At 38.1% G+C, this 26,472-nt stretch carries 24 protein-coding genes; 3 read left to right on the top strand and 21 right to left on the bottom strand.

Features of this window, described 5'->3' with window-relative positions:
• The 13 genes from QFZ87_RS13205 to QFZ87_RS13145 all read right to left on the bottom strand — a co-directional run bounded on the left by QFZ87_RS13205 (position 1) and on the right by QFZ87_RS13145 (position 12,435).
• Positions 1-1,377, bottom strand: a complete 1,377-nt coding sequence (locus tag QFZ87_RS13205; RefSeq protein WP_309861987.1) for an ethanolamine ammonia-lyase subunit EutB — start codon at positions 1,375-1,377, stop codon at positions 1-3.
• On the bottom strand, positions 1,374-2,840 hold the full coding sequence (locus QFZ87_RS13200) for an ethanolamine ammonia-lyase reactivating factor EutA (protein ID WP_309861985.1): 1,467 nt from the start codon (positions 2,838-2,840) through the stop codon (positions 1,374-1,376). Before QFZ87_RS13200 ends, QFZ87_RS13205 begins: the two co-directional genes overlap by 4 nt.
• A gap of 136 nt (positions 2,841-2,976) precedes the next feature.
• Positions 2,977-3,471 carry a EutP/PduV family microcompartment system protein gene (locus tag QFZ87_RS13195; RefSeq protein ID WP_309861982.1) on the bottom strand — a complete coding sequence of 165 codons (495 nt, stop codon included), beginning with the start codon at positions 3,469-3,471 and terminating at the stop codon, positions 2,977-2,979.
• 21 nt (positions 3,472-3,492) lie between these two features.
• Positions 3,493-3,834: an ethanolamine utilization microcompartment protein EutS gene (gene eutS / locus QFZ87_RS13190; protein WP_309861980.1), complete on the bottom strand. Its 342-nt coding sequence runs from the start codon at positions 3,832-3,834 to the stop codon at positions 3,493-3,495.
• A 118-nt stretch (positions 3,835-3,952) separates the two neighbouring features.
• Positions 3,953-4,525 (bottom strand): ANTAR domain-containing response regulator, encoded by a 573-nt coding sequence (locus QFZ87_RS13185; RefSeq protein WP_309861978.1) that lies wholly within the window; start codon positions 4,523-4,525, stop codon positions 3,953-3,955.
• Between the two features lie 2 nt (positions 4,526-4,527).
• Complete coding sequence (locus tag QFZ87_RS13180) at positions 4,528-5,955, bottom strand: sensor histidine kinase (RefSeq protein WP_309861976.1); 1,428 nt, start codon at positions 5,953-5,955, stop codon at positions 4,528-4,530.
• Positions 5,956-6,093: 138 nt separating this feature from the next.
• The gene (locus QFZ87_RS13175) at positions 6,094-7,098 is read right to left on the bottom strand and encodes a histidinol phosphate phosphatase domain-containing protein (protein WP_309861974.1); all 1,005 of its coding nucleotides are present in this window, start codon (positions 7,096-7,098) and stop codon (positions 6,094-6,096) included.
• Between the two features lie 18 nt (positions 7,099-7,116).
• Entirely contained in the window at positions 7,117-7,899 is a 783-nt protein-coding gene (locus QFZ87_RS13170; protein WP_309861972.1) for a DeoR/GlpR family DNA-binding transcription regulator, read from the bottom strand.
• A complete protein-coding gene (locus QFZ87_RS13165; protein ID WP_309861970.1) occupies positions 7,896-8,900 on the bottom strand; it encodes an ABC transporter ATP-binding protein in 1,005 nt (334 codons plus the stop codon). The genes QFZ87_RS13170 and QFZ87_RS13165 overlap by 4 nt, the downstream gene beginning before the upstream one ends.
• A complete protein-coding gene (locus tag QFZ87_RS13160) occupies positions 8,897-9,676 on the bottom strand; it encodes an ABC transporter permease (RefSeq protein WP_309861968.1) in 780 nt (259 codons plus the stop codon). Before QFZ87_RS13160 ends, QFZ87_RS13165 begins: the two co-directional genes overlap by 4 nt.
• Complete coding sequence (locus QFZ87_RS13155) at positions 9,673-10,488, bottom strand: ABC transporter permease (protein WP_309867852.1); 816 nt, start codon at positions 10,486-10,488, stop codon at positions 9,673-9,675. The genes QFZ87_RS13160 and QFZ87_RS13155 overlap by 4 nt, the downstream gene beginning before the upstream one ends.
• A 26-nt stretch (positions 10,489-10,514) precedes the next feature.
• Positions 10,515-11,363, bottom strand: coding sequence for an alkaline phosphatase family protein (locus QFZ87_RS13150; RefSeq protein ID WP_309861965.1), 849 nt, complete (start codon positions 11,361-11,363; stop codon positions 10,515-10,517).
• A complete protein-coding gene (locus QFZ87_RS13145) occupies positions 11,353-12,435 on the bottom strand; it encodes an ABC transporter substrate-binding protein (RefSeq protein WP_309861963.1) in 1,083 nt (360 codons plus the stop codon). The genes QFZ87_RS13150 and QFZ87_RS13145 overlap by 11 nt, the downstream gene beginning before the upstream one ends.
• A 183-nt stretch (positions 12,436-12,618) precedes the next feature.
• Here QFZ87_RS13145 and QFZ87_RS13140 point away from each other — a divergent pair, with 183 nt between their 5' ends.
• A complete protein-coding gene (locus tag QFZ87_RS13140) occupies positions 12,619-13,353 on the top strand; it encodes a hypothetical protein (RefSeq protein WP_309861961.1) in 735 nt (244 codons plus the stop codon).
• 43 nt (positions 13,354-13,396) lie between these two features.
• Here QFZ87_RS13140 and QFZ87_RS13135 read toward each other — a convergent pair whose 3' ends face one another.
• The 3 genes from QFZ87_RS13135 to QFZ87_RS13125 all read right to left on the bottom strand — a co-directional run bounded on the left by QFZ87_RS13135 (position 13,397) and on the right by QFZ87_RS13125 (position 17,241).
• The gene (locus tag QFZ87_RS13135) at positions 13,397-14,119 is read right to left on the bottom strand and encodes a CBS domain-containing protein (protein ID WP_309861959.1); all 723 of its coding nucleotides are present in this window, start codon (positions 14,117-14,119) and stop codon (positions 13,397-13,399) included.
• Positions 14,120-14,240: 121 nt separating this feature from the next.
• A complete protein-coding gene (dacB, locus tag QFZ87_RS13130; protein WP_309861957.1) occupies positions 14,241-15,773 on the bottom strand; it encodes a D-alanyl-D-alanine carboxypeptidase/D-alanyl-D-alanine endopeptidase in 1,533 nt (510 codons plus the stop codon).
• Positions 15,774-15,978: 205 nt separating this feature from the next.
• On the bottom strand, positions 15,979-17,241 hold the full coding sequence (locus QFZ87_RS13125; RefSeq protein WP_309861955.1) for a glycosyl hydrolase family 18 protein: 1,263 nt from the start codon (positions 17,239-17,241) through the stop codon (positions 15,979-15,981).
• Between the two features lie 229 nt (positions 17,242-17,470).
• On the opposite strand from QFZ87_RS13125, the gene QFZ87_RS13120 reads away from it, so the two are divergent.
• Together QFZ87_RS13120 and QFZ87_RS13115 are read left to right on the top strand one after the other, a co-directional pair.
• The gene (locus QFZ87_RS13120) at positions 17,471-17,935 is read left to right on the top strand and encodes a CBO0543 family protein (protein ID WP_309861953.1); all 465 of its coding nucleotides are present in this window, start codon (positions 17,471-17,473) and stop codon (positions 17,933-17,935) included.
• A 1-nt stretch (position 17,936) separates the two neighbouring features.
• Positions 17,937-18,470 carry a hypothetical protein gene (locus tag QFZ87_RS13115; RefSeq protein WP_309861951.1) on the top strand — a complete coding sequence of 178 codons (534 nt, stop codon included), beginning with the start codon at positions 17,937-17,939 and terminating at the stop codon, positions 18,468-18,470.
• A gap of 36 nt (positions 18,471-18,506) precedes the next feature.
• Here the strand turns inward: QFZ87_RS13115 and QFZ87_RS13110 are convergent, their stop codons facing one another.
• The 5 genes from QFZ87_RS13110 to ppdK all read right to left on the bottom strand — a co-directional run bounded on the left by QFZ87_RS13110 (position 18,507) and on the right by ppdK (position 26,472).
• Positions 18,507-20,351: a M6 family metalloprotease domain-containing protein gene (locus tag QFZ87_RS13110; protein WP_396133917.1), complete on the bottom strand. Its 1,845-nt coding sequence runs from the start codon at positions 20,349-20,351 to the stop codon at positions 18,507-18,509.
• A gap of 189 nt (positions 20,352-20,540) precedes the next feature.
• Positions 20,541-23,117, bottom strand: a complete 2,577-nt coding sequence (locus QFZ87_RS13105; protein ID WP_309861949.1) for a DEAD/DEAH box helicase — start codon at positions 23,115-23,117, stop codon at positions 20,541-20,543.
• 192 nt (positions 23,118-23,309) lie between these two features.
• Positions 23,310-23,393, bottom strand: a complete 84-nt coding sequence (locus QFZ87_RS24950) for a putative holin-like toxin (RefSeq protein WP_374121074.1) — start codon at positions 23,391-23,393, stop codon at positions 23,310-23,312.
• 106 nt (positions 23,394-23,499) lie between these two features.
• On the bottom strand, positions 23,500-23,691 hold the full coding sequence (locus tag QFZ87_RS13100) for a YbxH family protein (protein WP_309861947.1): 192 nt from the start codon (positions 23,689-23,691) through the stop codon (positions 23,500-23,502).
• Between the two features lie 111 nt (positions 23,692-23,802).
• A complete protein-coding gene (gene ppdK / locus QFZ87_RS13095; RefSeq protein WP_309861945.1) occupies positions 23,803-26,472 on the bottom strand; it encodes a pyruvate, phosphate dikinase in 2,670 nt (889 codons plus the stop codon).

Genomic DNA, 26,472 nt, shown 5'->3' with positions numbered 1-26,472 from the left:
TTAAACACCTCCTACCCTCGAAAAAATAGTTGGATCTCCTGCTTTTTTACTTAACTTTCCATTTTCAAAAATCCCCATCTTTTCAAGCCACTCTTCGAACAATGGAGCAGGGCGCTTATTCAATGTTTGTCTTAAGGTAGCCACATCGTGATAACTTAAGGATTGGTAATTCAACATGCAGTCATCACCCATTGGTGCAGCAATGATAAAATTCACTCCCGCAGCGGTTAAAAGCACACCTAAATCCTCAATATCATTTTGATCTGCTTTTATATGGTTTGTATAACAAATATCTACTCCCATCGGAATCCCATGCATTTTGCCCATAAAGTGGTCTTCTAACCCTGCTCGGATTACCTGTTTATTGTTGTACAAATATTCTGGCCCAATAAAGCCAACCACTGTGTTTACGATATAAGGATCAAAGTATCGAGCAAAGCCATAATTACGTGATTCTAAGGTCAATTGATCAATGCCATAATGTGCCTCAGCAGATAACTCAGAGCCTTGGCCCGTTTCAAAATACATACGCTGTGGCCCTGTTCCGGTTCCATATACCTTAGCCATTTCATTGGCTTCTTCTAAAAGGGAAGCAGTAATACCAAATGAACGGTTAGCGGCTTCGGTTCCTGCGATACTTTGGAAAATCATATCTGCAGGAGCTCCTTGCTGAAGTGCTTTCATCTGAGCAGTGACATGGGCTAGCACACAGTTTTGTGTCGGTATTTCCCATTTTTGAATGAAGTCATGGGTAGCATGTAGCAGTCTCTTTACGCTCTCTACTGAATCATCCACGGGGTTGATTCCAATGACCGCATCACCAATTCCATAGGAGAGACCTTCTTTCATGGATGCCATCATTCCCTCAACATTGTCTGTTGGATGGTTAGGCTGTAGTCTTGAAGCAAGCACCCCTTTTTGACCAATCGTAATATTACATTTTGATAGAATCTCAATCTTGTTTGCTGCATGAACCAAGTCTAAATTGGACATGATTTTCGCAACTGCAGCGATCATCTCACTATTTAAGCCTCTGCTTAACCGCTTTAAATCTTCACCAGTGGTTGTATCATTTAGGATATACTCCCTAAGCTCGGAAACGGACCAATTTTTAATCGATTGATAGATTGGTTCATTGATTTGACCTTCAATAATGCGTGAGACCTCATCTTCATCAGGAGATAGTAGCGGGTTCTCCCTAATATCATGAAGTGTTAAGTTGCTTAATACTTCCTTTGCAGCTATACGCTCTTGTACGGTTTCTGCTGAAAGACCTGCTAAGCGGTCACCTGATTTTTCTTCGTTTGCTTTTGCAAATAAGTCCTTTAATGAGGAAAATTGGTAGAATGTGCCGAAATAATTCGTCTTTAATCTCACCTGAAAGTCCTCCTTTCTTCATTCTGGAATGTTAAGGTTTTTATGATGACCGGAACGACATCGGATTCTAGTACGCGCCCAATGTCTAAATAGTCACCATTTTCAACGGTTATTTGATCTATGCAAATGACGGACTGCGAAGGATCTTTCCGATTAATCGTTTGCCCGAGTACTTTTGCATAATCTCTATCTAAAACAAGGACCACGGGCTGCGATCGATTAGGTTTTTGCTTCAGCCCTTGAAGGATGGATTCTGCCCATGCGTCAATTTCTCGAAAGCGTAAATAGGGTAGATTCGAAAAATAAAGGGCAAAATTCTGACCTTCCTTCTGGGGATCATATAGGTCAATTGCTTCTGTCACCTTTTTCGAAATAGAATCTATTACCTCGTTAAAATCTTTGTCAAATCGGATTTGAAAAACCGGCAAATTCTTAAGTGGTAATTGGCTACTATCTACCTCAATGGTCGCCCCGCTGATTTCCGTTGTTTGCAACCCTGCACCTAAGACGGTTGCCCTTACAGTTTCCTCCGGCTTGACCCATGACCATTTATGTAAGACCTCGTTTTCTTTCAAGGAAGCAGCCAGTACCATGCCGATGTCATCATATTGGGCTGGGTTAGCAGACTCGTTTTCATAACGATAGATACATTCACCAACTCCTCCTGAAAACATAATAGCCTCTACATCTTCCTGCCAATTAGGTTCATGACCTAATAAAAGGAATTGGTCTACTTTCGTAAGCGACTTTTGTAGCATCCTTCCAATCACATCAGCCATAAAATCAGTAATTCTCTTTATTTCATTTACACTTATGGATTGTCCCTCATTTATGATTGTCCCCCAATGATGAAGCAGATTCTTCACAGGAGGTGAAATACTTTTGATTATTGAGTCATGAAATTCTATAAGTCTACCGCCAATATGGAGTGTACAAGTGCCACAAAGTCGCCCTGATTTATAAACGGCTATATTTGCTGTTCCTCCACCGATATCAATATTGGCAGTGACTTTTCCTGATGATTTCGAGTACTCATAGGCACCAGAACCCTTTGCAGCAATGATCCCTTCTAGATCTGGTCCGGCCGTGGCTACCAAAAATTCACCGGCATGATCCGATAGCTGGTGGATCATTACTTCTGCATTAGTCTTCGTTGCTGTTTCTCCCGTGATGATGACAGCCCCGGTTTTAATATCTTTAGGCTCAACCCTTGCTTTTTTATATTCATCTTTTACTAATGCCTCAATTTTCCCAATATCGATTGATGTTGGAGAAAGAAGTGGTGTTCGATAAATGGGACTGCGATAAACGACCTGCTTATCAATTATCTCGATGCGAGGAACATGTGCCCCGCCAGCCATATTCATCAATGTAAACTTACTAATCACTACTTTAGTTGTACTCGTTCCGATATCAATTCCAGCACTGATCATTTCTTCTTTATGTGGGCTAGTAAATTTCATATCCCATCTCCCCAAAAACAAAGGCGCCCTTTTAAACCATCCAAGATTAGATGGTTTAAAAGAGGCGCCTTTGCCTGTAAATTCATTTGTGTAACCATAATATAATTTATTTTCTGAATACTGTAAAGGCTTTCATTCAAAAAAATATATACGGGGAAGGATGATTGTCGATATACTTCTTCATTTCCTGTATCGTATTCATGCCCACCAGCATTTTAATTTCCTCTATCCCCTCATTCTTAAGGGAAGATGTAATCACAATGGGCCCTCTGTTCACCATTACCTTTTTTAAAAGGGAGACCGCTAATTCGATATCTGCTTTATCAGAATCACTCTTTGTGACGACACCAATAGGAAGTTTATTTATCCCTGTACTAAACCCATGAGGGAAAATCATCTTTTTCTTCGTACTATCCTGTAAATAAAGGACATGAGTAACCTCAAGTGCGGTTGCCATGATATTTTTATAAAAAAATGGGTTTTCACTATATTCACCAGGCGTATCCACAATCCAATCAAAATATAGTAGGGATTGTGTTTTTACCGCTTTTACTTCTCGGCCAAGGAGAGCATTTGTTAGGGTGGATTTTCCTGCACCAATTGAACCAATTAACATTGCTCTGTTCTTCATTTGGATTCTCCTTTTCAGAAATTAAGACTTTGTAATTTGCGCTGGTGTATAGTGAAGGGTATCCGCAAGAAACCGGTTGATTTCCCTCATGGCCATATCTACTTCTGATACATTCCCGACAATGACTAAGCTGCCTGTAAAGCGATCGAGGAAGCCTAATTTTACATTTGCTGCCTTTGTTGCTAAATCTCCGGCAATAATAACCGTTTCACTCGGTGTTAATGTTAGGATTCCTAATGCACCACTTTCCTGGATACCCAATTTCTCAAACATATCTGGATCCGGATTTGCAATTAAATGGCTTAATGTCACTTGTTTACCAGGGACAAATTCTTGAATAAATCTCTTTTTCTCTTCATTCATGAGAACACCTCTCCATTTCTTGTAATAAGACAAAAAAAGCTTAATAGACCTTATTTTTTTAAAAAATAAAATCTATTAAGCACCATTGCTTATGGTTATTTACTTGTAATCAATTAGTCTAACTGGGGTATTTCAAGAGAATGTACTTAGCTACCTTTTCCAATGGGAGCTGTTTTTTCATACTAATGTTTCTCATCTTATTGTAAGCCGTTTCTTCTGGTAAATTCAATTGTTTCATTAAAATTCCTTTTGCTTTTTCAATTAATTTGCGATTTTCCAGTTCTTTATTCATTTCTTCTACTTTTTCTTTGTAAAGGCTTGTGTTTTCTGCCTGCCTTAGAGCGATCTCAACTGCAGGGATTAAACTTGCTTCAGAAATGGGTTTCACTAAGTAACCTAAAATATTGGCCTGTTTTGCTTTTTCAATATATTCCTTTTGGCTATAAGCAGTTAAAAGAAGAATAGGAATATCAAATTTGTTAGAAATAATTTCACTGGCTTTCAGCCCATTCAACTTTGGCATTTTTATATCCATGATGATCAAATCGGGTATTAGTTGAAAAGCTAATTCAACAGCCTTTTCCCCATCAGCTGCTTCGGCAACAACCTCATACCCCGCATCCTTTAACATGAGTGAAACATCCAAGCGAACGATTGACTCGTCTTCTACTACCATAATTCGTTTTTTCAAGATTAATACTCCCTTTCTAAGGGGAATTCAACTGTGGCAATCGTACCCTCACTTGTTCCAATGATAGTAAATTCACCTGATAAATCATGTTCTATCATCATTTTTACAATATCCAAACCTAAAGACGGCTTCATAGTAGATTGACACCCTATACCATTATCCTGAACTTGAACTTTAATCATAGGTGTATGATTTTGAATAGTTACAGCAATTTCACCTTCATTTCCAGTAAAAGCATGTTTAACACAATTCTGAATAAGTTCATTAATGACCAATGCAACAGAGACAGCAACATTTGATTTTATTAAAAGTTTAGGACCTGAATATGTGATTGTAATATTTTTACTATCATGGTCATCACTAAATACCAACATATTGCCTATTTTTTCAATTAAACTAAAAATCTCCACATCATCAATACTAGAATTTGAAAGAATGATTTCGTATACAGAGGCAATGCTTAATATCCGATTAAGACTTTCAATAAAATGAACCCTGCTTTCTTCTGGAACCCCTCTCCTCATTTGAAGCCGCAATAGGCTTGCAACAGTTTGGAGGTTATTTTTCACACGGTGATGGATTTCGCGAATAGCAACTGTCTTAACTGTTAGTTCTCGTTCCTTTTCCCTAAGTTCAGTCAGGTCACGAAAAATAATGAAGGAACCACTGTTATTATCATTTTGGACTAGGCCGATCTTTTTCATTTGAAACACTTTATTCTTGATCGTTACTTCTTGAATGAGTAATTCGTCAGGAAGCAAACAAACCTCATGTAAGTTAGGAAAACATTCTAAAAAGGAAGTGCCATTTTTATACTCTTTGGAACACATTTCGAACAATAGATTCATAGCAGACGGGTTTGCATATTGGATTCGTAATTCAGAGTCTATGATAAACAAGGACTCTTCAATCACTTCATGGATAAAGGGACTATTTTCAGCGATTCCGAGCAGAAGCTCACTTAGCGTCTCATTTGCCTCTGTTAGCGTTTTCAATTTATCTTGATTTTGAAGCTTATCACTGATATCCTTTTCCATGATTAACGTCCCAATCACCCGGTTATTTATGCCTTCAATAGGCACCACACTCTGCTCTACTTTTTTCCCTTCTTGTGTTAACGCATGGTTCAAGAAGATGGGCTTTCCTGTTCGAAGTGCATAAAAAACAGCTGGTTCAAACGTTTCATAGGCAAACTTACCGACGACAGGATTTTTGTATACCGATTTAGCTGTTGTTGGTGAAGCCTCCGCTACGACAATCGCATGTTTTCTTTCACTAGTTGGACAATCGATAAAGACATTTGCTTGATTTAAATCAGCAATTAAAGATAGATTTTGTACCAAATCATTTATCTTTTGAATGTCATCGTCTGAGAGATCTGTATGTATTTTACACAGGGAATACACTGCATTTATTTCATGATTTGTCATCCATTTACCCCCTGTCAGTAACTAGTAGTATGTAAATATATTAAATATTTTATATATCATCATTTCTAGTGTCAAATTAAGATTCTGGAAAGTAATAATATTCTAAACACAAAAAGAAGCTGCATTGGCAGCGACTGTTTATAACGGTTTCATGATCCTTTTACGTTTTTCAAATGTTGCAACTCCCTTAACACCCATCTCCCTTAGGGCTCCCGCATTCTCAGCAACATAATTTCCAAGATCATCTGGAAAATGAGCATCTGAGGACAAAGTAAATGAGACATCTTTGTTGACAAGAACTGATAAAAAATCTGGCCCCGGGCACATTTCTTTTACAGGATAGCGGTAATAAAGACCGGCATTTACTTCAGTTGCAGTATCCGTATCAATAAGAGCTTGGGCAATCCGTTCTTGCCATGTTTTGGTGAATGATTCGTTTTCTGCACGTACATTGAAGACTTTTAAGTTATCTAAATGAGCCACAAAATCAAACAAACCTGACCGAATCATTTTCTCTACAGTCCCGTAAAAGTGAGTATATAAAGTAAGAGTGTCCCATTCATTAAAAATGTGGATGGTTTCTGGATTGTCGAACCCCCAACCGTTAACAAAGTGGACAGACCCAATAACAAAATCCCAGGGATAGTCCCCAAGCAATTTTGATAGTTCTTCTTCCCCTCCTGGAAAATAATCAGCTTCGAGACCGAGTTTTAAATGTACACCTTCCTTTTCCCATATTTTTTTTGCATTACCTATTACTTCGACAAAATGCTCCATTTCTTCATTCATCACTTTCGATAGCCAGTAATTCTGTAATGATCCAATGGTGTCATTCTGATCAAGATTCATTCTTTTGGAAAAATAATCAGCTGCTTCACGAAATCTATAAAGATGATCGACAATTCCAACCTCTTTTATCCCCAACTGTTTTGCTTTACGTAAATATAAATGTAACCATTCTTCACTATAACAACCCTTTGACATACGCTCTTGTAAAGAATTTATTTGCTCTATAAGTCTTCCTCTAGAACCAATAGATGAAAAGGGGACTCCCTGAAATGCTTCTAATGCCTTTGCTGTCCGTGCCAGCCATTTAAAAGAATAGGGCCCTTCCTCTAAATGAACATGGTAATCTATGAGCATATCTAGATTCCTCCTTTCTTAACTAATCAATGTCCATTTAATATTTTTACGTTTTAGTGATTTCACCCAATCTTGTGGACAGTGTTTATTGGTAATAATTTCATTTACCATATCTATAGAACAGATGGAAAAAAAAGATGATTTACCTACTTTCGAATCATCTGTCAGTAAAAAGGTGGACGTACTCTGTTTAACCATCTCCGCTGAAACAAGTGATTCATCAAGGTCATATTCATAAATAGTCGTTTTAGTTACTCCTCCACATGAAATAAACGATTTGTTAATTTTCATTTGCGAAAGCATTTCAAGGGTCATGGCTCCTGCAACGGAAGATTGCTCCGGATTTGTTATACCACCAAGCATTATGACCCTCCCTGTCATTCTTTTTTCTTCTAATGCCAAATTGAATCTTTCTGCTGCTGCAATTGAATTAGTTACAACGGTAACATTTTCTAGGTTTTGTATCCTATCAGCTATGTGAACGGTTGTTGTCCCTACATCTATAGCAATAAAATCTCCATTGTTAATATACTCTGCGGCCCTTGCTGCAATTTTTATTTTTACCTCCCTATTCATTTCGAGCTTACGTTGAAAAGCTAATTCCTTTTGCGAAGGAATAAAGGTTACCGCTCCACCATGAACCCTTGTTAACAGCTCTTTATTTTCTAGTTCGGCAAGGTCACGGCGAATCGTTTCTGGAGTCACGTCTAGTATGTCTGCAAGTTTAGAGACCCAGATTTTTTTCTCACCCTCTAACCTTTTTAAAATTGTTTTTTGTCTTTCTTCTTTTATCACATTCATTTAAGTCCCACCACATCTTCTGGCTCAATATAGCAGTCATAAATTTTCCCCTTTTGTAATGTTCCTGTCCCATGATGCAAACGCTCACAAGAAAAACGGATTCCCTCCGCTTCAAAAATAGTTCGAATCACATTACCGTGCATCGTAGAATCAATCGCTTCAGCCCGTATATGATAGGAGGAAGGTGTTTGGCTAAAATGAATAGCTTCCGGACGTATGGCGAATTTTCCAGAGTCATCCCCTAAATGACGTCCTATTAGTTTTTCTAGTTGTTCTCGTAGAATAATATTGTAATTTCCTATAAATCTCGCAATAAATTCTGACTTCGGTCTTGTATAGATGTCAATTGGCGTTCCCCTCTGGGCAATTTCCCCTGTCTTCATTACAAAAATGCGATCCGAAACAGCCATTGCTTCCTCTTGGTCATGAGTAACAAGTATCATTGTCATTTCCATCTCTCTTTGGATGTTGCGTAAATCTGTTTGAAGCCGCTTGCGAATTTGTGCATCTAGAGCACTTAGGGGTTCATCTAATAACAATACTTTTGGACGTACGACTAGAGATCGGGCTAAGGCAACTCGTTGTTGCTGGCCACCAGATAAATGGTTAGGATATGCGGCTTTTTTTTCAGTAAGGTGTACAACATCTAAGATGTGATCTACCCTCTCTTTAACCTCTGACTGTGGAACCTTTTTCATTTTAAGTCCAAAAGCCACATTATCCTCCACCGTCATATTTGGAAACAATGCATAGGACTGAAACACCATTCCTATCTCTCTAATCATTGGTGCTACATTTCTCATATCTTTACCATCAATATAAACTGATCCTGATGTCGCTTCTGTTAACCCTGCTAAGATACGTAATATGGTACTTTTTCCACACCCACTCGGTCCAAGGAGTGTAACAAATTCACCCTTATTCACTTCCATGTCAATACCAGATAATACAGTTGTTTCATGGTATATCTTTTTTATATCCTGAAGCAGTACATAACTCATCCGCGGGTAACCCCTTCCGACTTTTTCGCTAAAAATGCAATAATAACAGTTGTTGCCCCCATAAGAATGATATAAATTAGAACAACTGCACTCGCAATATGACCATTAGATTTTAAAACGGCAATTAAAAATATTTGAACCGTTTCAAATTGTGAACCTACCACTAAATTAACTAATACAAATTCTCCAAAAAGAACAGAAAAGGATAAGATTGATGCAACGAAAATTCCTGGATAGATGGATGGAAGTAATACACGCCTAAAGGCCTCCATTTTTCCAGCCCCTAATAGCTCTGCAGCATCCATTAATTCTCTTGCATTTAAGTTTCTTAAACTATTTCGTGTTCCTTGATACATAAATGGCAGAATACCAATTACATAGGCACCCAATAAAATAAGGACCATAGATAGACCTGTATCTGAATATGAATTGATCAAGCCGACAGCTAGAATGATAGGTGGGAATGCATAGACCATCACTACCATAGATTGTATCCACTTCTCATATTTAGGATAGTAAATCACAATAATCAATATAGCTGGAATCATTAGAATAACTGCTAATATGACCGCACTTCCAGAGAGGATTACTGATCTACCAAAAGCTTCGATAAATCGTAGATCATTGAATAAGGAAGAAACCCATTTTAGTGTTAGGCCCTCAGGAAATATTGTTCTATTCCATTCAGTTGAAATCGCGTAAAGAGCGGTTGAAATAATCGGCAAAGCCAGGTATAAACTGGTAATGACAAAAACGAAACTATTAAACCTTTTCATGGCTGGGCCAAATCCTTTCTAGACTTCTTGATAAACCACTCATTTAGCAACATGGCAGATACCATTGTCGCCCCAAGCAACATTGCAATAGCACAAGCAAATTCAGGCTGTGCAAAAATATCTCCTTTTATCAAAGATCCAATTTTAATCGAGGCTAAATTATAACTACTTGCAGTTAATGCATAAGCGGATGCATAAGCGCCCATGGCATTGGCAAAGAGAACACTAAATGTTCCCGCAATTCCTGGCAGTAATATTGGGATGCCAATTTTCCACCAAAAAACAAATGGTGATGCTCCAAGCAGAGAAGCGGCTTCCTTCCATCGGTCCTGAATCCCATAATAAATGGGATAAAGCAGCATGAGCGCTAAAGGAAGTTGGAAGTAAATATAGACTAATAACAGCCCGCTCCAGCTATATAAAGAAAACGAAGATGAAAAATCTACTCCCCATTTTTTAAAGAGAAGGGTGAAGAGACCACTATTTCCTAGTAGAATAATAAAGGCAAATGCAAGTGGTACACCCGAAAAAGTAGACGTGAGGTTTGATAATATTAGTATTTTTTCTCTTAAAGATTCCGAAAAGCGCATAATTGTGTAAACAGATAGAAGTGATACTATAAGCGCTATAAAAGCAGACAATAATGACAAGGTTATACTATTCTTAAACCCTTGCAAAATATAGCTATCCGTTAATGCGTTTTTGTAATGTTCAACTGTGATTCCTGTAGATGCTGACGTAAAGCTGCTAATTAACATATACAGCATGGGGACAATAAAGAATAACAAAACCATTGCCAAGAAGGGCAACATTAAAATAATGGTATTCTTTTTTCTGCTCACAGCACCAAATCCTTTCCTTTTATCTCATCTTTTACAGGAATAAGAAATGGTATCATATCCTTGGACACTACTATTCCTAGTAAATGACAGGCAAGTGGAGCTATTTGCAGCTGCGAAACAACCTCCTTATAGATACCTGGTTTTACTTTTTCAGAGAAAATAAACAACGGGACATGACGGTCAGCAATCGAATTTCCTCCATGATTTCCATCTGATGTCATACCATGATCTGCTGTTACAATAACGTCATAGCCCCGTTCCAGACACACTGGCAAAAATTGAGCTAAAAGAGAGTCTACGCTCATAACTCGATTTCTATATTCAACAGAATCAGCAGTATACTTATGACCATCGTCATCGACATTCATTGGATGGATATACAAAAAGTCAGGCTCCTTTTCTTTTAAAAGCCAAAGTGCGTCGGCAAACAAATGGCTATCAGGGTAATGGTCCTCAAAATAAAAAATTCCATTTTCAATTGGGTGCTTTTGATCTAATTGAATACGGTCCTCCCCCCATTGGAAAGGTGCACGATTGTACAGCTCACTAACCCAATAATAAGCCGCAGCAGCGGTTGATTTCCCGCTGCTTTTGGCTAAATGAAATAGGCTGGTTTGTTTAGATAATCTAACAACCTGGTTGCCAGTAATACCATGTACATGTGGTGGAGTTCCAGTTAATATGGTCTCGTAAAGCGGACGTGACAATGCGGGTAATTCGGAACGAACTTCAAAGCGGGAAACTTTTTTATTTTCCACAAGATGCTGCATAAAACCCATGTGTGTACAAGCAGTATCAAAACGCAGGGCATCAATTACAATTAAAACCAAACGGTTATTTGACATGGATGAGTACCTTTTCCTGCCACATTTGTGGGATTGTCTTTGTTGTCTCCGCCCATGCCTTTTGATCTCCGACTGGACGCGCATTCTTATAAAGTTCGTCTGGTAAAAGTAGTGCCTTTACATCATCGGACAATTTTGCATTTTCGCGAATTGGTCTTGCGAACCCTTTTGCAAGATTTTCCTGTCCTGCATCAGATAAAATATATTCACGTGTTAACATAGCGGCATATGGATGTTTGGCGTATTTGTTAATGACAGTTGCGTAACCTGATGTAACAGATGCTTCTTTTGGAATGGTAATTTCAAATCGATTCTTATCAATTTGACTACTATAACCTAACGCATTAAAGTCCCAAAGAATAGCAACTTCAATCTCACCTTTTTCAATATTTGCCACACTTGGATCCCCAGATAAACGGCCTTCCTTTGCTAATTCAGCATAGAAATCAATACCTGGCTGCAGATTCTTTTCATCTCCACCGTATGCATAAGCGGCTGCAAGAATAGCAAACTGTGCTTGACTTGCCACCAATGCGTCCCCAATACTCACTTTATAATCGCCATTTTTAAGGTCCTCCCAAGAGGTTGGTGGATTTTTCACTTTGTTTTTATCAGTTAGAAAAGCAATGGTTCCAGTGTAGCCAACAATCCAGTGCCCCTTATCGTCTTTTGCCCAATCGGGGATATCATTCCAATAAGAAGTTTTATAGGGTATTGTTAAATCTTTTTCTACTGCGATTGGTCCAAAAGCAATTCCAACATCCCCTATATCCCCACTAGCATTTCCTTTATCTGCTTCAAACTTTGCCAGCTCTTCAGCACTAGACATATCTGTATCTTTATGCTTTAGACCGTATTCACTTGAAAGTTCTTTCCAAGTCTCTTTCCAGTTGGCCCATGTGTCTGGCATTGCGAGTGAATTGATTTTCCCCTCTTTTTTCGCTTTCTGAATAATCTCATCTAACGGTAGGTCCGTTTTCACTTCTTCTTTAGGTTCTGATGAACAAGCCGCCAAAATGGTTATAGACAAAACCGTGACAAGAAAACTCTTCCAGAGTTGTTTGATTTTCATTTGTATGCCCCCTTTTATTTTTTGATTGACTTTTGTTTCTATCATGAATATATACAAGACCACAAAAAACATACCAGTAAAATTCTAAATATTTAAAATATTATCCTGACCAATGTTTTTGTTTATTTAGTAATATATTTGGCAATAATAACCTCGATATAGATTGAAAGGATGGGATGTTTGATGTCATTAGAATGGTTTGACAGAGTATGTGGGGAATTACAGGATCATCTTGAGTCTATTTGTGAAGAATATGATCAAGTTGGCCAAATGACAGTTGAAAGAGCTGCCAAACATCCAAGAATCGAATTTTTCGTCGATACGGCAGATGTTGATACCGAAGAACTCGATCGTGATTATTTCTGTACCTTGTTCTTTGACCCGCAAAATGAGGAATTTTATATTGATACTTTCGACGTTGACAGTGGGCATACAGCGAAGATCATCCTTTCTGACATTGAGGAAATCATTCAAGAGGTTCATGAGAGCCTGCATGATTATATGAACGACGATGATCACTATACAGATGATGGAGTATACCTCAACACTTCTGAAGAATGTGATGATGAGGATGAAAGCAGCGAAGTTATATATCAAACTATTGATGAAGATAACAACGATGAATACTACGAAGCAGAACAACATAATGATGACGATATTTTTGAAGAAATCGATGTGGAATGGTCGACACCAGAGGTAACTGCCTTTAAGCATGAGGATGAAGTCGAAGTTACCTATCAATTTGGGGTAGTACAAGAAACCGGAGATGGTGTCCTCAAACGAATTAACCGGATTTGGACAACTGATGAAGAGTTAATTAAAGATGAATCTCATTTTATTTTTAGTAAAGAAGAAGCAAGTACCATTATTGCGATGATCGCTAGCCATATGGACCAGTTAAGCGAGTTTGATTTTTAATAATAAAGGAGGAGCATACCACAATGTGGTATGCTCCTTTTCATCAATCAACTGTATAATCGATTTCAATAAGATCCCATGCTGTAATGATTCCAAGAGGTGCCTCATCTGCTTTTCCATTCTCAGTGATTATTACACCCTCTAGCTTTCGCTTCTTTTTATGAGCCTTTTCAAAAATATTTTCCACCTCAAAAATATTAATATCTTTAGGTACGATTTCGATTGGGTGTTCCTTTTCGTACATCATAATGTCGGATACATGGATGTCGGATAAATTCACCATACTATTTTCCATATTTTGCGCCATCCATTTTACAATTGATCCAGCTGTCAGAAGACCGATACATGTTTTGTTTTTATAAATTGGGAATTTTGAATAGCCGTGCTCTTTAATTGCTGTAGTTACTTTTAGAATACTATCCTGGTAATCAAAGAAAACCACATTTTTTGTTGCTATAGATAGTGCGTAATTAGGCCGGCTAAACACGTTGGCAATTTTTTCAATATGTGATACCACCTTGGCATTTGGCTCAGCAATATAAAAGCCAATCTCCATTTTTTCATGAACAATGGCATTACGAAGTCTAGCATACTGTTCTAAGTCTTTTTTATAGGTGTCAATCATTTGATATTTTTTAGCGCCAACCTTGACCAATACCACAAATCTATCATCTTTAATCTGTACGATATCCCTCAGTGCATCATGTACTAGATTAAATGCTACCTCAAAACGCTCCGATAGTAACGGACTCTGTTTTTTATTCATATAAGACTAGCTCTCCCATTTACATTGCTTTTTTATATTATTTATCCACTATTATTAGTGTAAAATCAATACTTGTTATTTTCAAGAAAATTCTGTTTCACCTATTTATTCGCATGTGAAATTATTGATTTGACAGTAAGGTCACAATCTGATCCTCGATTTTCTTCCCCTTCACTTCATCTATCATATTGTTTAACAGGATTGAAAAAATAAGAGTTTGTCCGCTGTTGGTTGTTACATATCCCGAAAGCGAACTTACTGTTGAAATGGTCCCTGTTTTGGCTTTCACTTTTCCTAGGGTATTCGGACCTTTCATTCGGTTCCTTAAAGAGCCTCCGACCATTTTGTCACGGACACCTGCTACTGGTAAAGCATTTAAATAACTAGGAAACCATTTTTCTTTTTGGACTGAAAATAAGAGCTGTGAAAGCTGATTCGCTGGAATTAAGTTTACATGAGAAACTCCCGACCCGTCTCGTAAAACCATTGTTTGAGGGTTGAGCCCGAATTTCAGGAGTTCTGTGTTTAACACTTGTAGACCTTTTTCCCAGCTACCTTCACCTTTAACCACCCTTCCCATTTCCTTCACTAAAATTTCAGCATGTCCATTGTTACTTAACTTCATAAAAGGCACAAGCAGTTTGGACAGTGGCATAGATTGATGAGTGGTTAATATTTTAGCGGTGTCAGGCACCGTTCCCGTTTTGATTTTTCCTGTTACGGAAATTCCTTTTTTGGCTAATGATTGTTTTAAAAGGGTAACTGCATAGAGGGTTGGGTTCCATACCCCCACCCATTCTTTTTCAGGTTTTGCTTTTACAGGAATAGTCCCTTCAATTGTAATTGTATTTTTAGCATGCTCCCTTTCGATTGTAATTGCCTTTAATCCATCCTTTGCGACCGTTTCAGCAAGGTTTACGATTTTTACATAATTTGTTTTAGGGGTCATTTTCACCGTCGGCTTGTCCACTGCTTTTAAACCCGGTTTTACTTCAATTTTGACTGACCCGGCGTCAAAATCTATGGTTGGAGATGCAGTAAGTGCAGATACTTGTGCACCATAATGCTCTGTTTCGTCACTCCAAGGCAAGTCTAATGAATAGCGGACGTCATCATACCAAGAATCATCACCGAACAGATTTCCTTTTATTTTATTGATTCCTTGCTTTTTAATGTTCTCGGCCATTTGATCAAAATCAGTTTTTAATAGGGTTGGGTCACCTTTTCCTTTTATGTATAAATCCCCTTCAAGGATGTTCTTTTTTATCGGACCATTTGTAAATACTTGAGTTAAGAAGGAATAATTCTCACCTAAAACATTCAGAGCTGCTGCAGCCGTTAAGAGTTTCATATTAGAAGCCGGACGTAACCGAACATTGCCTTGATAATCATAGATGACTTGCCCGCTCGTAGCTGACCGAACACTAATTCCTGCAATGGCTCCTTGTAAAGCTGGCTCTTTCATTAATAGTTGGTTGAGCTGTACAGTGATGTTTGCGGGGGGACTCGTAGCATTTACATGTATGTTAGGACCTGTTGCCAAAAGCAATATGAAGATAAGTAAAACGATTTTTAATTTTAATTTCAAGCGTAATCCAGCCTTCCCTTTTTCCTTGAGTTTGTCCAAATAGTACCATTTGTATGTTGGATTCATTAAAAATAAGGGTGCCACTTCCAAATAATGGCTAATTATACAAAATACCTTAAAAACGGCACAAAACGAGGTGATTTTTACACAAAACACCTTAAAATCGGCACAAAACCGAGTAAAAATGATACAAAACCACCCCAAAATGGCACAAATACCAAATCACCTTATACTCATGGCCAGCGCAAACATAGTATTCTTACACTTCCCCCTACAAAACTGTAATATTTTTACTCAAATACGCCCAATTTTGTGGTGCGGGTAGGCTTATTTGCCAAACCGTTGTTCCTGCTAACTGGTACAGGTCAATCAAACGGTACTTTTCTACATAACTACGAATATCCTCAAACCATACAATATGCTCTTCAGCTCCCTGATAGTAGCGAAACCAAGGTGATTTAGCCATATTATCAAAATCAATCACAGCCCCCTTTGCAATTGCTTGATTCTGGGCTGCCAGTAAAGATAGTGCACGGGTAACATGAGTAGGAACTACTTTGTCGTAACCATATAACGGCAACGCAATTTGAAGTTTACCAGGTTCAACCTGAGTAATGGAATATTGAATAACCTGTTCCATCCAATTAATCGGAGCAATTGGATCAGGCGGTCCACCTGGGTATCCATAGTCAATCGTCATCACAGCCATAATGTCGGCTACTTTCCCAATTGCCGCATAATCGTAAGCACCAATAATGCGATTAGTCGGAATATCAGCTATCTTAGCATGTACATTCACTTGCAAAATAAGATCGCCTAGGGCTAGCTTTAACTCTGTTAAGAAACTAGTAAAATCATTTCGCTGGGCTGGTGGTATAAATTCAAAGTCAATACTGACACCACCGAATCCTCTCTGAACAGTTAGATTGAATATACTTTTAACCATGTTTGCTCGGAAAACAGGATCTTTTAACACCTTCCCCGCCAACTCTGCACTGAACTCATTGCCAGTATAATTCCTAATCATCAACAATGGGATAATGCCTAATTCTTTACTTCGTGTAACAATCCCAGCATCATCAACTTGATTAAAAGCATAACCTTCCTCTGTAAATGAATACGCAACAACGGCAACATATGTTAGCTGTTCTGCCAGAGCATTTAGAGTCATTAAATTTGCACTTTCCGACGATGGCACTAGAAAACCAAGAGTAGCTATTTCTAATTTTACTAGCGAAGGGACATTAATCACTTGCCCAATGATAAGACGGTTAGGATTCAAGCCTGGATTTGCATCCATAATACTTTCTATAGTTGAATTAAATTGTTGTGCAAGCTGCCAAATATGATTGCCCGCTTTTATTCGATAGGAACGGATTGGCGGTAGGTTATCCGGTAGATAAAGTGCAAGGCCTGGCACGATAGTAGTAGCGGATGGTAGTCCATTAAGCTCTACTATCGTTTGTATAGAAACACCGTATAAGGTTGAAATGGTCCACAAATTTTCGCCAGCAGCTACAACATGAACAGCCATAACATCACGCTCCTTTATTTACCATCATATGGTCCTAAAAAGTGAATATACTCACTCAAAAACAAAAAAACGAACTCGCAGTTCGACAAGTTCGTCTCCCTTAAATCTATATTCGCGAGCAAATTATAGTCTATATTATCAATTTTTGCTGATTATGGAATAATTGGAAACAGGTAATACTGTTTAATGTCATGACATTGGTAAAAACTACACTTTTGGAGGAACTTTGATGCTTCTTATGTGCATTTTTACTTTACTATTGTTCCTTTTAGCAATTATTTGGAAAAGAAATAATCTTACATTACTCGAAATCCTTTCTATTTTCTTATTGGTTTCAACAATCAATCAAAATGTCCTAGATATCTTAACCGGAAACATGAAGGTTATGAAAATTACCGAGCAAATCCAAATGTTTTGGGCTTCATTTATGAACCGTTCCTTTTTTATCCCTTTACTATGCATCTTATTTATTGATTACCTATCAACAGCAAAGTCTACATTTCAAAAAATCAGCTTATTTATAATGTGGACTTTTTTGATAACAGGAGTAGAATATCTGTCAAAATGGATTGGAGTCATTCAATTCGTTAAATGGTCCATCTGGTATTCGGTGATCGAATGGGGATGTATTTTGTTCCTAGCTGTTTGCTGTCGCAAATTTCTTTTTTACTTATACACGAAAGGAACTCACTAAAGTGGTCTTTGGTACGCCAATTAAATTTGATGAAAATGAATTATGGGTACTTGCTGGTTTAATCGTATTATCTTTTATATTTTTTAAGCTACCTAGACATTTTCCACCTGCTCTTACGTTTGTCCTCATGCTATTTAATGCAAACTTGTCCATATGTGTTGATTTTATTTTAGCTTCAAAGTACCCTTTTAACTTTTACGATGCATTGGATACCCAACAATATGACCTTTTTGATTTTATTATGGATACGATTAATTACACTATTTACGGCTATCTCTTTATGTATAGTTACGATAAGTTGAGGCTTCAAGGAACTCGTAATTTCCTTTTAATACTTGGTTGGATAGGCTTATCACTATTATTGGAGTGGATGTCCATAAAACTGAATGTTTTTAAGTTTATACATTGGAATTTAGGTTTCTCTACAATTGCCTATACCTTTATTTTTACCTCTTATATCATCTTTTTAAAAATAGGCAAAATTGCCTTTCAACGTTACAAAACGAGTAGAATTAATAAAAATACCCTACACTAAAAACCCGAGTTCAGATAAAGAACTCGGGCCCATTAATTATTTTTGTGATTCATTAAAGTTATAATAAAATTTTGCAGATATCGATCCATCTTTGTTTTCTTTAATATCGGTAACATGGATACCGGAATCTGCAGGTGTAGAGCTTAGACCCTTCCAGAAATAGTATGATCCAGTGTGCACATTACTTGAAACTGGAGTAATCTGGCTGCCTGGTTTAAAGAAGTCAGAAGCGTCTCCTCGGTTAACATTCCTTTCTAAATCATACTTTCCATCTGCCTGGAGAACAGATAGTCCGTAGTGCGTCACCATAGTTCCGTTGCTTGCCATTTGAGATTGGTTATATTGGTAGCGTTTATTCATCCAGTTTTCGACATTATTAGGACGGAAGCCTGCGGTTTGATAGAGTGATAGAACATTTTCATCTACATGCCATGCAACTAAGCCATGTGCATCAGCCCCTTCACGAATTAAACCTTTATTAAACCCTTTCTGCTGGACGTTCTCAAACAAGAAATATTCTGTACCGTTGGAACCCGGAACCTCCATTTTAACAATTCCATTTTCAGAAGTTGCAGCATTTACAGGTGGTAAAGTAATCGTTTTTACACCATCAGCTGGTTTTACCTCAATTGGGGAAGCCCAGCCAAGGAAGATTTTTGAATACGGGTCAAAATGAGTTGGTGAGTTACCAGAATAAGCTGCCGCATTCGGATATCTCATCCAAGAACCGCCTGACATCATCGAATAGTTTCCAACACCTTCAGAAGTATAGGCTGTATCATAAAAATCTGGAAGTCCTAGAGCATGGCCAAATTCATGAGCAAACACTCCCGCTTGTCCAGGGAATGGACCCGTTTTCGAAGCTTCATCATAACCGCCTGTTGCTTCATTGTATCCAGCAACGTTACCGCCAATTTCCGGTTGTATATTGTAATTGTCTACCATAACCCCATCAAAAGTGTGATCTTTAACAAATTGGCTATACCATGTATTCCACTCTTCCTCTGTCTCAACACCGTCTTGGTTTAAATCAGCGGCTGGCTTACCTGTTTCATAATACTTTCCATAATATAATGCACTTAACGAATTCCATTTGTGTGACCAAATTTGTGCTGGGTCAGCACTAAATTCTGCGCCTGTTCCTTCATGAACGATAAAAACGTTCGGAACTTCTCCATCTACTGCATACTTAGAGAAATCTACTACACTATCAGCTGCTTTAAAAAGATCGGTTACTAATTCACCGATATGCGCATCACCATTAACGTTACCATATTTATAAGTACCTTTTTGATCTAAATAATAGGATGCCCCTTTTGGAAGTTCAATCCATGCTAAATCATTGTCATCATTTTTTACTAAAGTTACTTTTCCATAACTGGATTCCTTGTAAATATTTTGCATGGTGCTATCAGTTGGTGCCTTTTGACCATTAAATTCAGCATACTGCTTAAATTCATCTAGTTCATATGGATTATATGTTTCACCAAAAATCAAATCATTAATATAATTTGCGGGTACTTGACCTGAGACATCCCCTACAGGTTCATCTCCATCTTTAAATTTAGCAAGAATGACTAGTACGGGTACCTTGCCGTCTGCCGTTTGATACTTAACATGATTATCGCCAGCCTGTTGGAATTTTGTACCAAGCTTGTCCGCAACTTTTTCAGCTGGGTCCACCTTGGATAAATTTTTTCCTAATTCTTTCGCCTTAGCCGCTAATTCTGGGGAAGCCCCAACATAATGGGCAAGACTTAAATGATATGTATCTTTTGCCTTTGTTACCTTTGCAGATGAATTACTAGAATGGTAACCCGTCATTACAAGACTACCCGCAAGTGCTAAGGTAAAAGCAGATTTTGATAGAACCTTTAACAAGTACAACACCCCTTTATTTATTGTGGAATTCAAATTTATCAGAATAATTAAACTATAGGAAGTTGCTATTTTCCTATTATTTAGAGAGGCGAAATATAGACTATATTACCTGATTTCTTCTCGTTCGATAGGTACCAAGTTATAAAAATAAAAAAGGCCTTTTTAGGCCTTTCTTCTCTCATTTATTAATTAATAGTCATCACCGTTTCGGTATTTTCTATATTTTGCCGCATGGCATACATCACAAGTAGGAAACGAATGATCCCAAGGAAGTTTTTTACCGCAATTTTTACATTTCTTAACAAACTTTTTTATATCAGTTTTTAACCGATCCTGGACTCGATCACTTACTTCTTCTCGGAGTCGCTCCCAATAGATGGCTTCCGTTCTTTCACCCAAACGATATAAAAACAAGAGATGAAGTCCAATGGCTTTGTAGCTTAATTCCAGTTCTTCTAGACTTCGCTCCTTTACAATGGGTTCAGGGAGTTCTCTTCCTTGAATGATGCTGTACATTGTTTCCTCCCATTGTCTTGTTAATGCTGACTCATTTTTGGAAAAAGGAAGATGTAAAAATCCATACAAGTCCATTAATGGGAGTCTAGCTTCAATTTCCGTTCCTGAAATCAATTGGTATAACGTCTTTTCTTCTGAAAGTGAAGCTTTTTTTGTACCTTTCGGACTTTCAAATTTCCCCCATAATTCAAAAAATGTTCCTAGGTCATGATAATAGCGCTGAAAGCGTTCGAAAACTGAATTAGTAGGGGCAATTGCAAACGTATGGACAGGCTCATCCTCTTGTAAAAGCAAATTTCTCATTTTTTTAATATCGGCTGTAAATGCCACTTTTCCGACATCATAGATTCCTTTACGACCTGCACGTCCAGCAATTTGTTTAACTTCTTGTGACGTAAGCAGTCTCCTTCTTGTTCCATCAAACTTTTCATTTTCTAAAAAAACAATGCGGCGGATGGGGAGATTTAAACCCATACCAATCGCGTCTGTCGCCACTATCACTTTGGTTCTTCCTTTATTGAATTGTTCAATTTGTTTTTTCCGGGTTTCAGGAGGCATGCTGCCGTAAATCATACTGACCGAGTGACCATCATTTTGCAATCTTGAGGCTGTTTCTAGGACACGTCTTCTTGAAAAACAAATAAGGGCGTCGCCTTTTTTCACATGTTTAATATGAAATTCTTTCTTCTCCACTTCTAACGGTGTATCACGGGAATACTCATTAATTTCAATATTCGAATCACCTAATAACTGGAGAATCATGGATTTAGAATTTCTGCTTCCTATAATATGGACTTCCTGTGCATTTGCTTTCGTGATGGCTTTATACCATGAAAAGCCACGGTCCTTATCTGTGATCATTTGTGCTTCATCGATTACTACAACTTCATAAAACTCCTTTTCATGAAACATTTCTACCGTACAGGAAATATGGCTTGCATTAGGAACGATTTTCTCCTCTTCTCCTGTTTTTAAAGAACACGGTGTCCCTTCTACATTTAACTTATCATATACCTCTAAAGCTAATAACCGTAGTGGTGCTAAATATAATCCACTGCCTGCCTCTTTCATTTTTTCTAATGCATGATGGGTTTTTCCTGTATTGGTCTCACCAATGTGAAGGACATACCGGATTTTTCTCTTTAGTGAAGGATCATATTCAGTACCAAATATATCCTTCATCATCCGCTCTTCTGCTTCCTTTTTCCGTTCTACCTCTTCCTGCTCTTCTCGCTTCTTTTTTTCCCGTTCCTGCAAATCTTTTTCAAAAACTTCCTTGTGTGCCGCAAGGTCAAAAGGAAGTTCAGTTAGTTTGACTAAGTCTGAAAGATATTCTTCTTGAATGTCTTCGATAAAATAGCCCTCAACTTCATAAAGAAGCTGTGCGATACTGCCTTTAACGAAAGATGCAGAAAGCGGTTCATGAAAAATATCAAAAAAATTCGCTTTTAAATCTTGTGGTAGCTGTTCTAACACTTCTTGTGGTATAAGCTCTGACACATAATCAGAAATTAAACTTTCATACACAAAGAAGTAGGTTTGGTATTCGTAGAAACTTCGTCCCAAATGAAGGGTTTTATGAATATCACCTGTCAGTTCTTCAAAGAAAGTGGCAACAGTAGTATATGTAGCGGGGTTAAACGGACCTTCATTGACCAATTTTTCCTCGAGTGCAAATGTATCAACCGATTGAAACTTCGTATTATTTTCGAGATCCGCCCTTAATTGGGTAGCAACGAAGAATCGAACATGTAAGTAAAATGATTCGTAATGGTTCTCAATAATGTTGCTGGCTTCCTCTTCTATATCCATTCGTATTTCTTGCTTCTGCTCATCAAGTTGTTTCTGCACTTGTTGCTTTATATAGTTTTCCTTTGCATTATGATATCGTTTTTCCCACACCTCTTCCTGCCCAGCAAATGTTTTGTTAATCCAGTCAAGTGCATCAAAGGGCTGATACGTTCTCATTTCATCCCGAAATAACTTATTTAAAAACTTCCGGTCAATCCCTTGCACCTCATAGCCTTTTTCGCTTAAAAAAGTCTTTTTTTCATTTTTCGGTACATCATTTGTTGATTTATTTAACCATACATTGACCCAGATTTGTTCTATATAGTGGCTGCGATCAGCTAAATATTCTTCAAAGGTTGGCAATGATTCCTTCCCTTCTAAATATCGATCCATATCTTCTTGAATCTTCATTTTTGTATGTTCAATTGCTTGAGGGTAAATGGTAAGTAATTTACTCAATACGACCCCTCCTATATATATTTTGAATTTCCTTTTTACTTAAAGTTATGTATAATGTGAGTATAGATAATCATATAGTAAAAAAGACCGAGAGTCCTGAGACACGCTCGGTCATGCAATAGTTGATTCCCTTACAGGGGATCGGCATAAAGGGCATAATCCACCACTTCTGCTTGCCGGCTCAAGGGTGGGTTATTTTTTTTTGTGGAAAGACAGAACAGTGACAATGAGACTAGCAAACGATATAGCTAACGTCAATGCTTGAAAAACTGTCAAAAAGCATCACCCCCTTTCGATAGGAGAGTGTGCCGTCCACCCTTGAGAAAACTATACTATTGCATTTTCAATTATATCATTAAACAATATACCGAACAAGTGTTCTTTAAATATTATGCAAATCACAGTACTTATCGACTAGATCCTCTATTTGGTCCAGTTCTGGAAACTTTCCCGAAAACTTAAATTGGATTTCTTCAATAAAATCCTTTCGTTTATAGACATGAATGGCCCCATTCTGTTGAATCACACTGTATTCTGGTACAAACCGATATCCATTCCGCTCAATAGCCCCCATTTTCTAACCCCTTTGATAGTATTTTTTATATTATTTGCAAAAATAGACTAATCATGATTACATTTTCAAAAATAAGAGGATGCTGCACAAGGCACACATCCTCTCTTCATATTATGCTGTTGTAAACACTTCTTCTTTATTTAACTCGTGTCGAATGGTTGCCTGTGCCGCTGCTAGTCTAGCTAATGGTACACGGTATGGAGAACAGCTCACATAATCTAAGCCTGTTCGGTAGCAGAAATCAATCGAGCTCTTTTCGCCGCCATGCTCACCGCAAATACCTGTTTTTAATGAAGGTTTTGTTGATCGTCCTAGCTGTACTCCCATTTCAACTAGCTTACCTACCCCCTTTTGGTCAAGGACAGCGAAAGGATTTTCTGGAAGCACTTTATTTTCGATATAGGCCTGAAGGAATTTTCCTTCCGCATCATCTCGGCTATAGCCGAAGGTTGTTTGTGTTAAGTCATTTGTACCAAACGAGAAGAAATCAGCTTCCTCTGCTATTTGGTCTGCAGTTATTGCTGCACGAGGAATCTCAATCATTGTTCCAATGGTATATCTGAAATTCTTCCCTGTCTCTTCTTGGATACGTAATGCTGCTTCTACCACAAGCTGACGCATTTGTTTTAGCTCATTAACATGACCGACTAAAGGAATCATGATCTCTGGCTCAACTACCATTCCCTTTTCTGCAAGTGCTGATGCTGCGTAGAAGATTGCTTTTGCCTGCATTTCGTAAATTTCTGGATAGATCATTCCAAGACGGCAGCCACGGTGGCCAAGCATTGGGTTAAATTCATCTAACTGACGAATCTTTTTAAGTAATTTTTCTTTTTGCTTTAATTCCACAGATTGAGGGTCAGTCAGTTGAAGCTTAGTCACTTCTACTAACAGTTCCTCTTTATCTGGTAAAAATTCATGAAGCGGCGGGTCAAGTAAACGGATAGTCACAGGGAACCCCTGCATTGCTTCAAAAATCCCTTCAAAATCACTCTGCTGCATTGGTAACAGCTGGTTCAAGGCCTCCATTCTCTCCCCATAATTATCAGCAAGAATCATTTTTTGTACTATCGGAATACGTTTTAAATCCATAAACATATGTTCCGTGCGGCATAAGCCAATTCCGCCTGCCCCAAATTCAAATGCTTTCTTCGCATCTTCAGGGTTATCAGCATTTGCTCGGACACCAATTTTCCGCTCTTGGTCGGCCCATGCCAGTAATAGCTGGAACTCATCTGAAAGTTCAGGATCAATCATTGGAATTTCACCAAGCATAATTTCACCAGTCGAACCATCAATGGTAATAATATCTCCATAATTAACGAGGGTATTACCAATTGTGAACTGTTTCGCCTTTAAATCAATCTTTAAGGCTTCACATCCACAGATACAGGCTTTCCCCATCCCTCGTGCTACAACAGCCGCGTGGCTAGTCATTCCACCCCGGCTTGTTAATATTGCTTGGGAAGCCACAATACCATGGATATCATCAGGTGTAGTTTCTGGTCGTACCAGAATCACCTTCTTGCCATCATTTCCTAATTGTTCTGCTTCATCCGCATCAAAGACTACTTGACCTGTTGCAGCACCAGGTGAAGCTGGGAGACCTTTTGCCAAAATTCGTTTCTCAAACGCATCATCAATACGTCGGTGGAGCAATTGGTTTAATTGATCTGGATCTACACGTAAAAGAGCTGTCTTTTTGTCGATTATACCTTCTTTTACCATTTCAACGGCAATGCGAATCGCTGCTTGTGCCGTACGCTTCCCATTACGTGTTTGCAGGATGAACAGCTTACCGCGTTCCACAGTGAATTCAATATCCTGCATTTCTTGATAGTGCTGTTCCAACCGTTTGCACGTTTCAGCAAATTGTTTATAAACACCTGGCATTTCATCCTCTAATGTAGCGATTGCCTGAGGTGTACGGATTCCGGCAACCACATCTTCGCCTTGAGCATTGATTAAGTACTCGCCGTAGAGAAGATGTTCCCCCGTAGATGGATTTCTTGTAAACGCCACACCTGTTCCAGAATCGTTCCCCATATTTCCGAACACCATGCTTTGGATATTGACAGCAGTTCCTAAATGATCCGGTATTTTATTTAAACGTCGATAAACAATTGCACGTTGATTATTCCATGAATTAAAGACGGCATTAATTGCAAGGAACAATTGTTCTTTTGGTTCCTGTGGGAAGTCTTTTCTTGTATGCTTTTTAACAATTCCTTTATACCCTTTGATTACCTCTTTCCAGTCTTCTGCAGTTAACTCTGGATCAGTGGAGTATCCCTTTAGCTCGCGTGTTTCTTCTAATAATTGTTCAAAGTAATACGTATCAATTTCAAGGACCACGTTACTGAACATTTGGATGAATCTTCTGTAAGAATCATAGGCAAAACGAGGGTTATTCGTCAGCTTCGCCATACCAACAACTGTTTCATCATTAATTCCTAAGTTCAAGATGGTATCCATCATACCAGGCATGGAAAAAACGGAACCTGAACGTACTGAAACAAGGAGAGGATTTTTCGGGTCGCCTAATTTTTTACCCATTTTCTCTTCTAAGCGGACAAGTGCTTCTAGCGTTTGTTTTTCTACAATTGTAGGAATGGTTTTACTAGCTTCATAGTATGCATTGCAAGCCTGTGTCGTAATAGTAAAACCGTATGGAACAGGTAATCCAATTCTAGTCATTTCTGCTAGATTCGCTCCCTTGCCTCCTAGCAATTCTTTCATATTGCCATTTCCTTCATGAAATAAATAAACGAATTTGTCCAT

Source organism: Bacillus sp. SLBN-46 (assembly GCF_031453555.1).
Taxonomy (GTDB): domain Bacteria; phylum Bacillota; class Bacilli; order Bacillales; family Cytobacillaceae; genus Neobacillus.
Note: the sequence above shows the minus strand (reverse complement) of the source record. Positions and strands in the feature narration are given on the sequence as shown.

Excerpts from the sequence above, each read along its gene's own strand:
- QFZ87_RS13165 (WP_309861970.1), bottom strand. The coding sequence starts at position 8,900 with ATGAGTTATGTACTGCTTCAGGATATAAAAAAGATATACCATGAAACA.
- QFZ87_RS13180 (WP_309861976.1), bottom strand. The coding sequence starts at position 5,955 with ATGACAAATCATGAAATAAATGCAGTGTATTCCCTGTGTAAAATACAT.
- QFZ87_RS13170 (WP_309861972.1), bottom strand. The coding sequence starts at position 7,899 with ATGAATGTGATAAAAGAAGAAAGACAAAAAACAATTTTAAAAAGGTTA.
- ppdK (WP_309861945.1), bottom strand. The coding sequence starts at position 26,472 with ATGGACAAATTCGTTTATTTATTTCATGAAGGAAATGGCAATATGAAA.
- QFZ87_RS13160 (WP_309861968.1), bottom strand. The coding sequence starts at position 9,676 with ATGAAAAGGTTTAATAGTTTCGTTTTTGTCATTACCAGTTTATACCTG.
- QFZ87_RS13145 (WP_309861963.1), bottom strand. The coding sequence starts at position 12,435 with ATGAAAATCAAACAACTCTGGAAGAGTTTTCTTGTCACGGTTTTGTCT.
- dacB (WP_309861957.1), bottom strand. The coding sequence starts at position 15,773 with ATGAATCCAACATACAAATGGTACTATTTGGACAAACTCAAGGAAAAA.
- QFZ87_RS13175 (WP_309861974.1), bottom strand. The coding sequence starts at position 7,098 with ATGCTCATAGATTACCATGTTCATTTAGAGGAAGGGCCCTATTCTTTT.
- QFZ87_RS13200 (WP_309861985.1), bottom strand. The coding sequence starts at position 2,840 with ATGAAATTTACTAGCCCACATAAAGAAGAAATGATCAGTGCTGGAATT.
- QFZ87_RS13150 (WP_309861965.1), bottom strand. The coding sequence starts at position 11,363 with ATGTCAAATAACCGTTTGGTTTTAATTGTAATTGATGCCCTGCGTTTT.
- QFZ87_RS13120 (WP_309861953.1), top strand. The coding sequence starts at position 17,471 with ATGCTTCTTATGTGCATTTTTACTTTACTATTGTTCCTTTTAGCAATT.
- QFZ87_RS13135 (WP_309861959.1), bottom strand. The coding sequence starts at position 14,119 with ATGAATAAAAAACAGAGTCCGTTACTATCGGAGCGTTTTGAGGTAGCA.
- QFZ87_RS13125 (WP_309861955.1), bottom strand. The coding sequence starts at position 17,241 with ATGGCTGTTCATGTTGTAGCTGCTGGCGAAAATTTGTGGACCATTTCA.
- QFZ87_RS13100 (WP_309861947.1), bottom strand. The coding sequence starts at position 23,691 with ATGGGGGCTATTGAGCGGAATGGATATCGGTTTGTACCAGAATACAGT.
- eutS (WP_309861980.1), bottom strand. The coding sequence starts at position 3,834 with ATGAATGAAGAGAAAAAGAGATTTATTCAAGAATTTGTCCCTGGTAAA.
- QFZ87_RS13195 (WP_309861982.1), bottom strand. The coding sequence starts at position 3,471 with ATGAAGAACAGAGCAATGTTAATTGGTTCAATTGGTGCAGGAAAATCC.
- QFZ87_RS13140 (WP_309861961.1), top strand. The coding sequence starts at position 12,619 with ATGTCATTAGAATGGTTTGACAGAGTATGTGGGGAATTACAGGATCAT.
- QFZ87_RS13155 (WP_309867852.1), bottom strand. The coding sequence starts at position 10,488 with ATGTTGCCCTTCTTGGCAATGGTTTTGTTATTCTTTATTGTCCCCATG.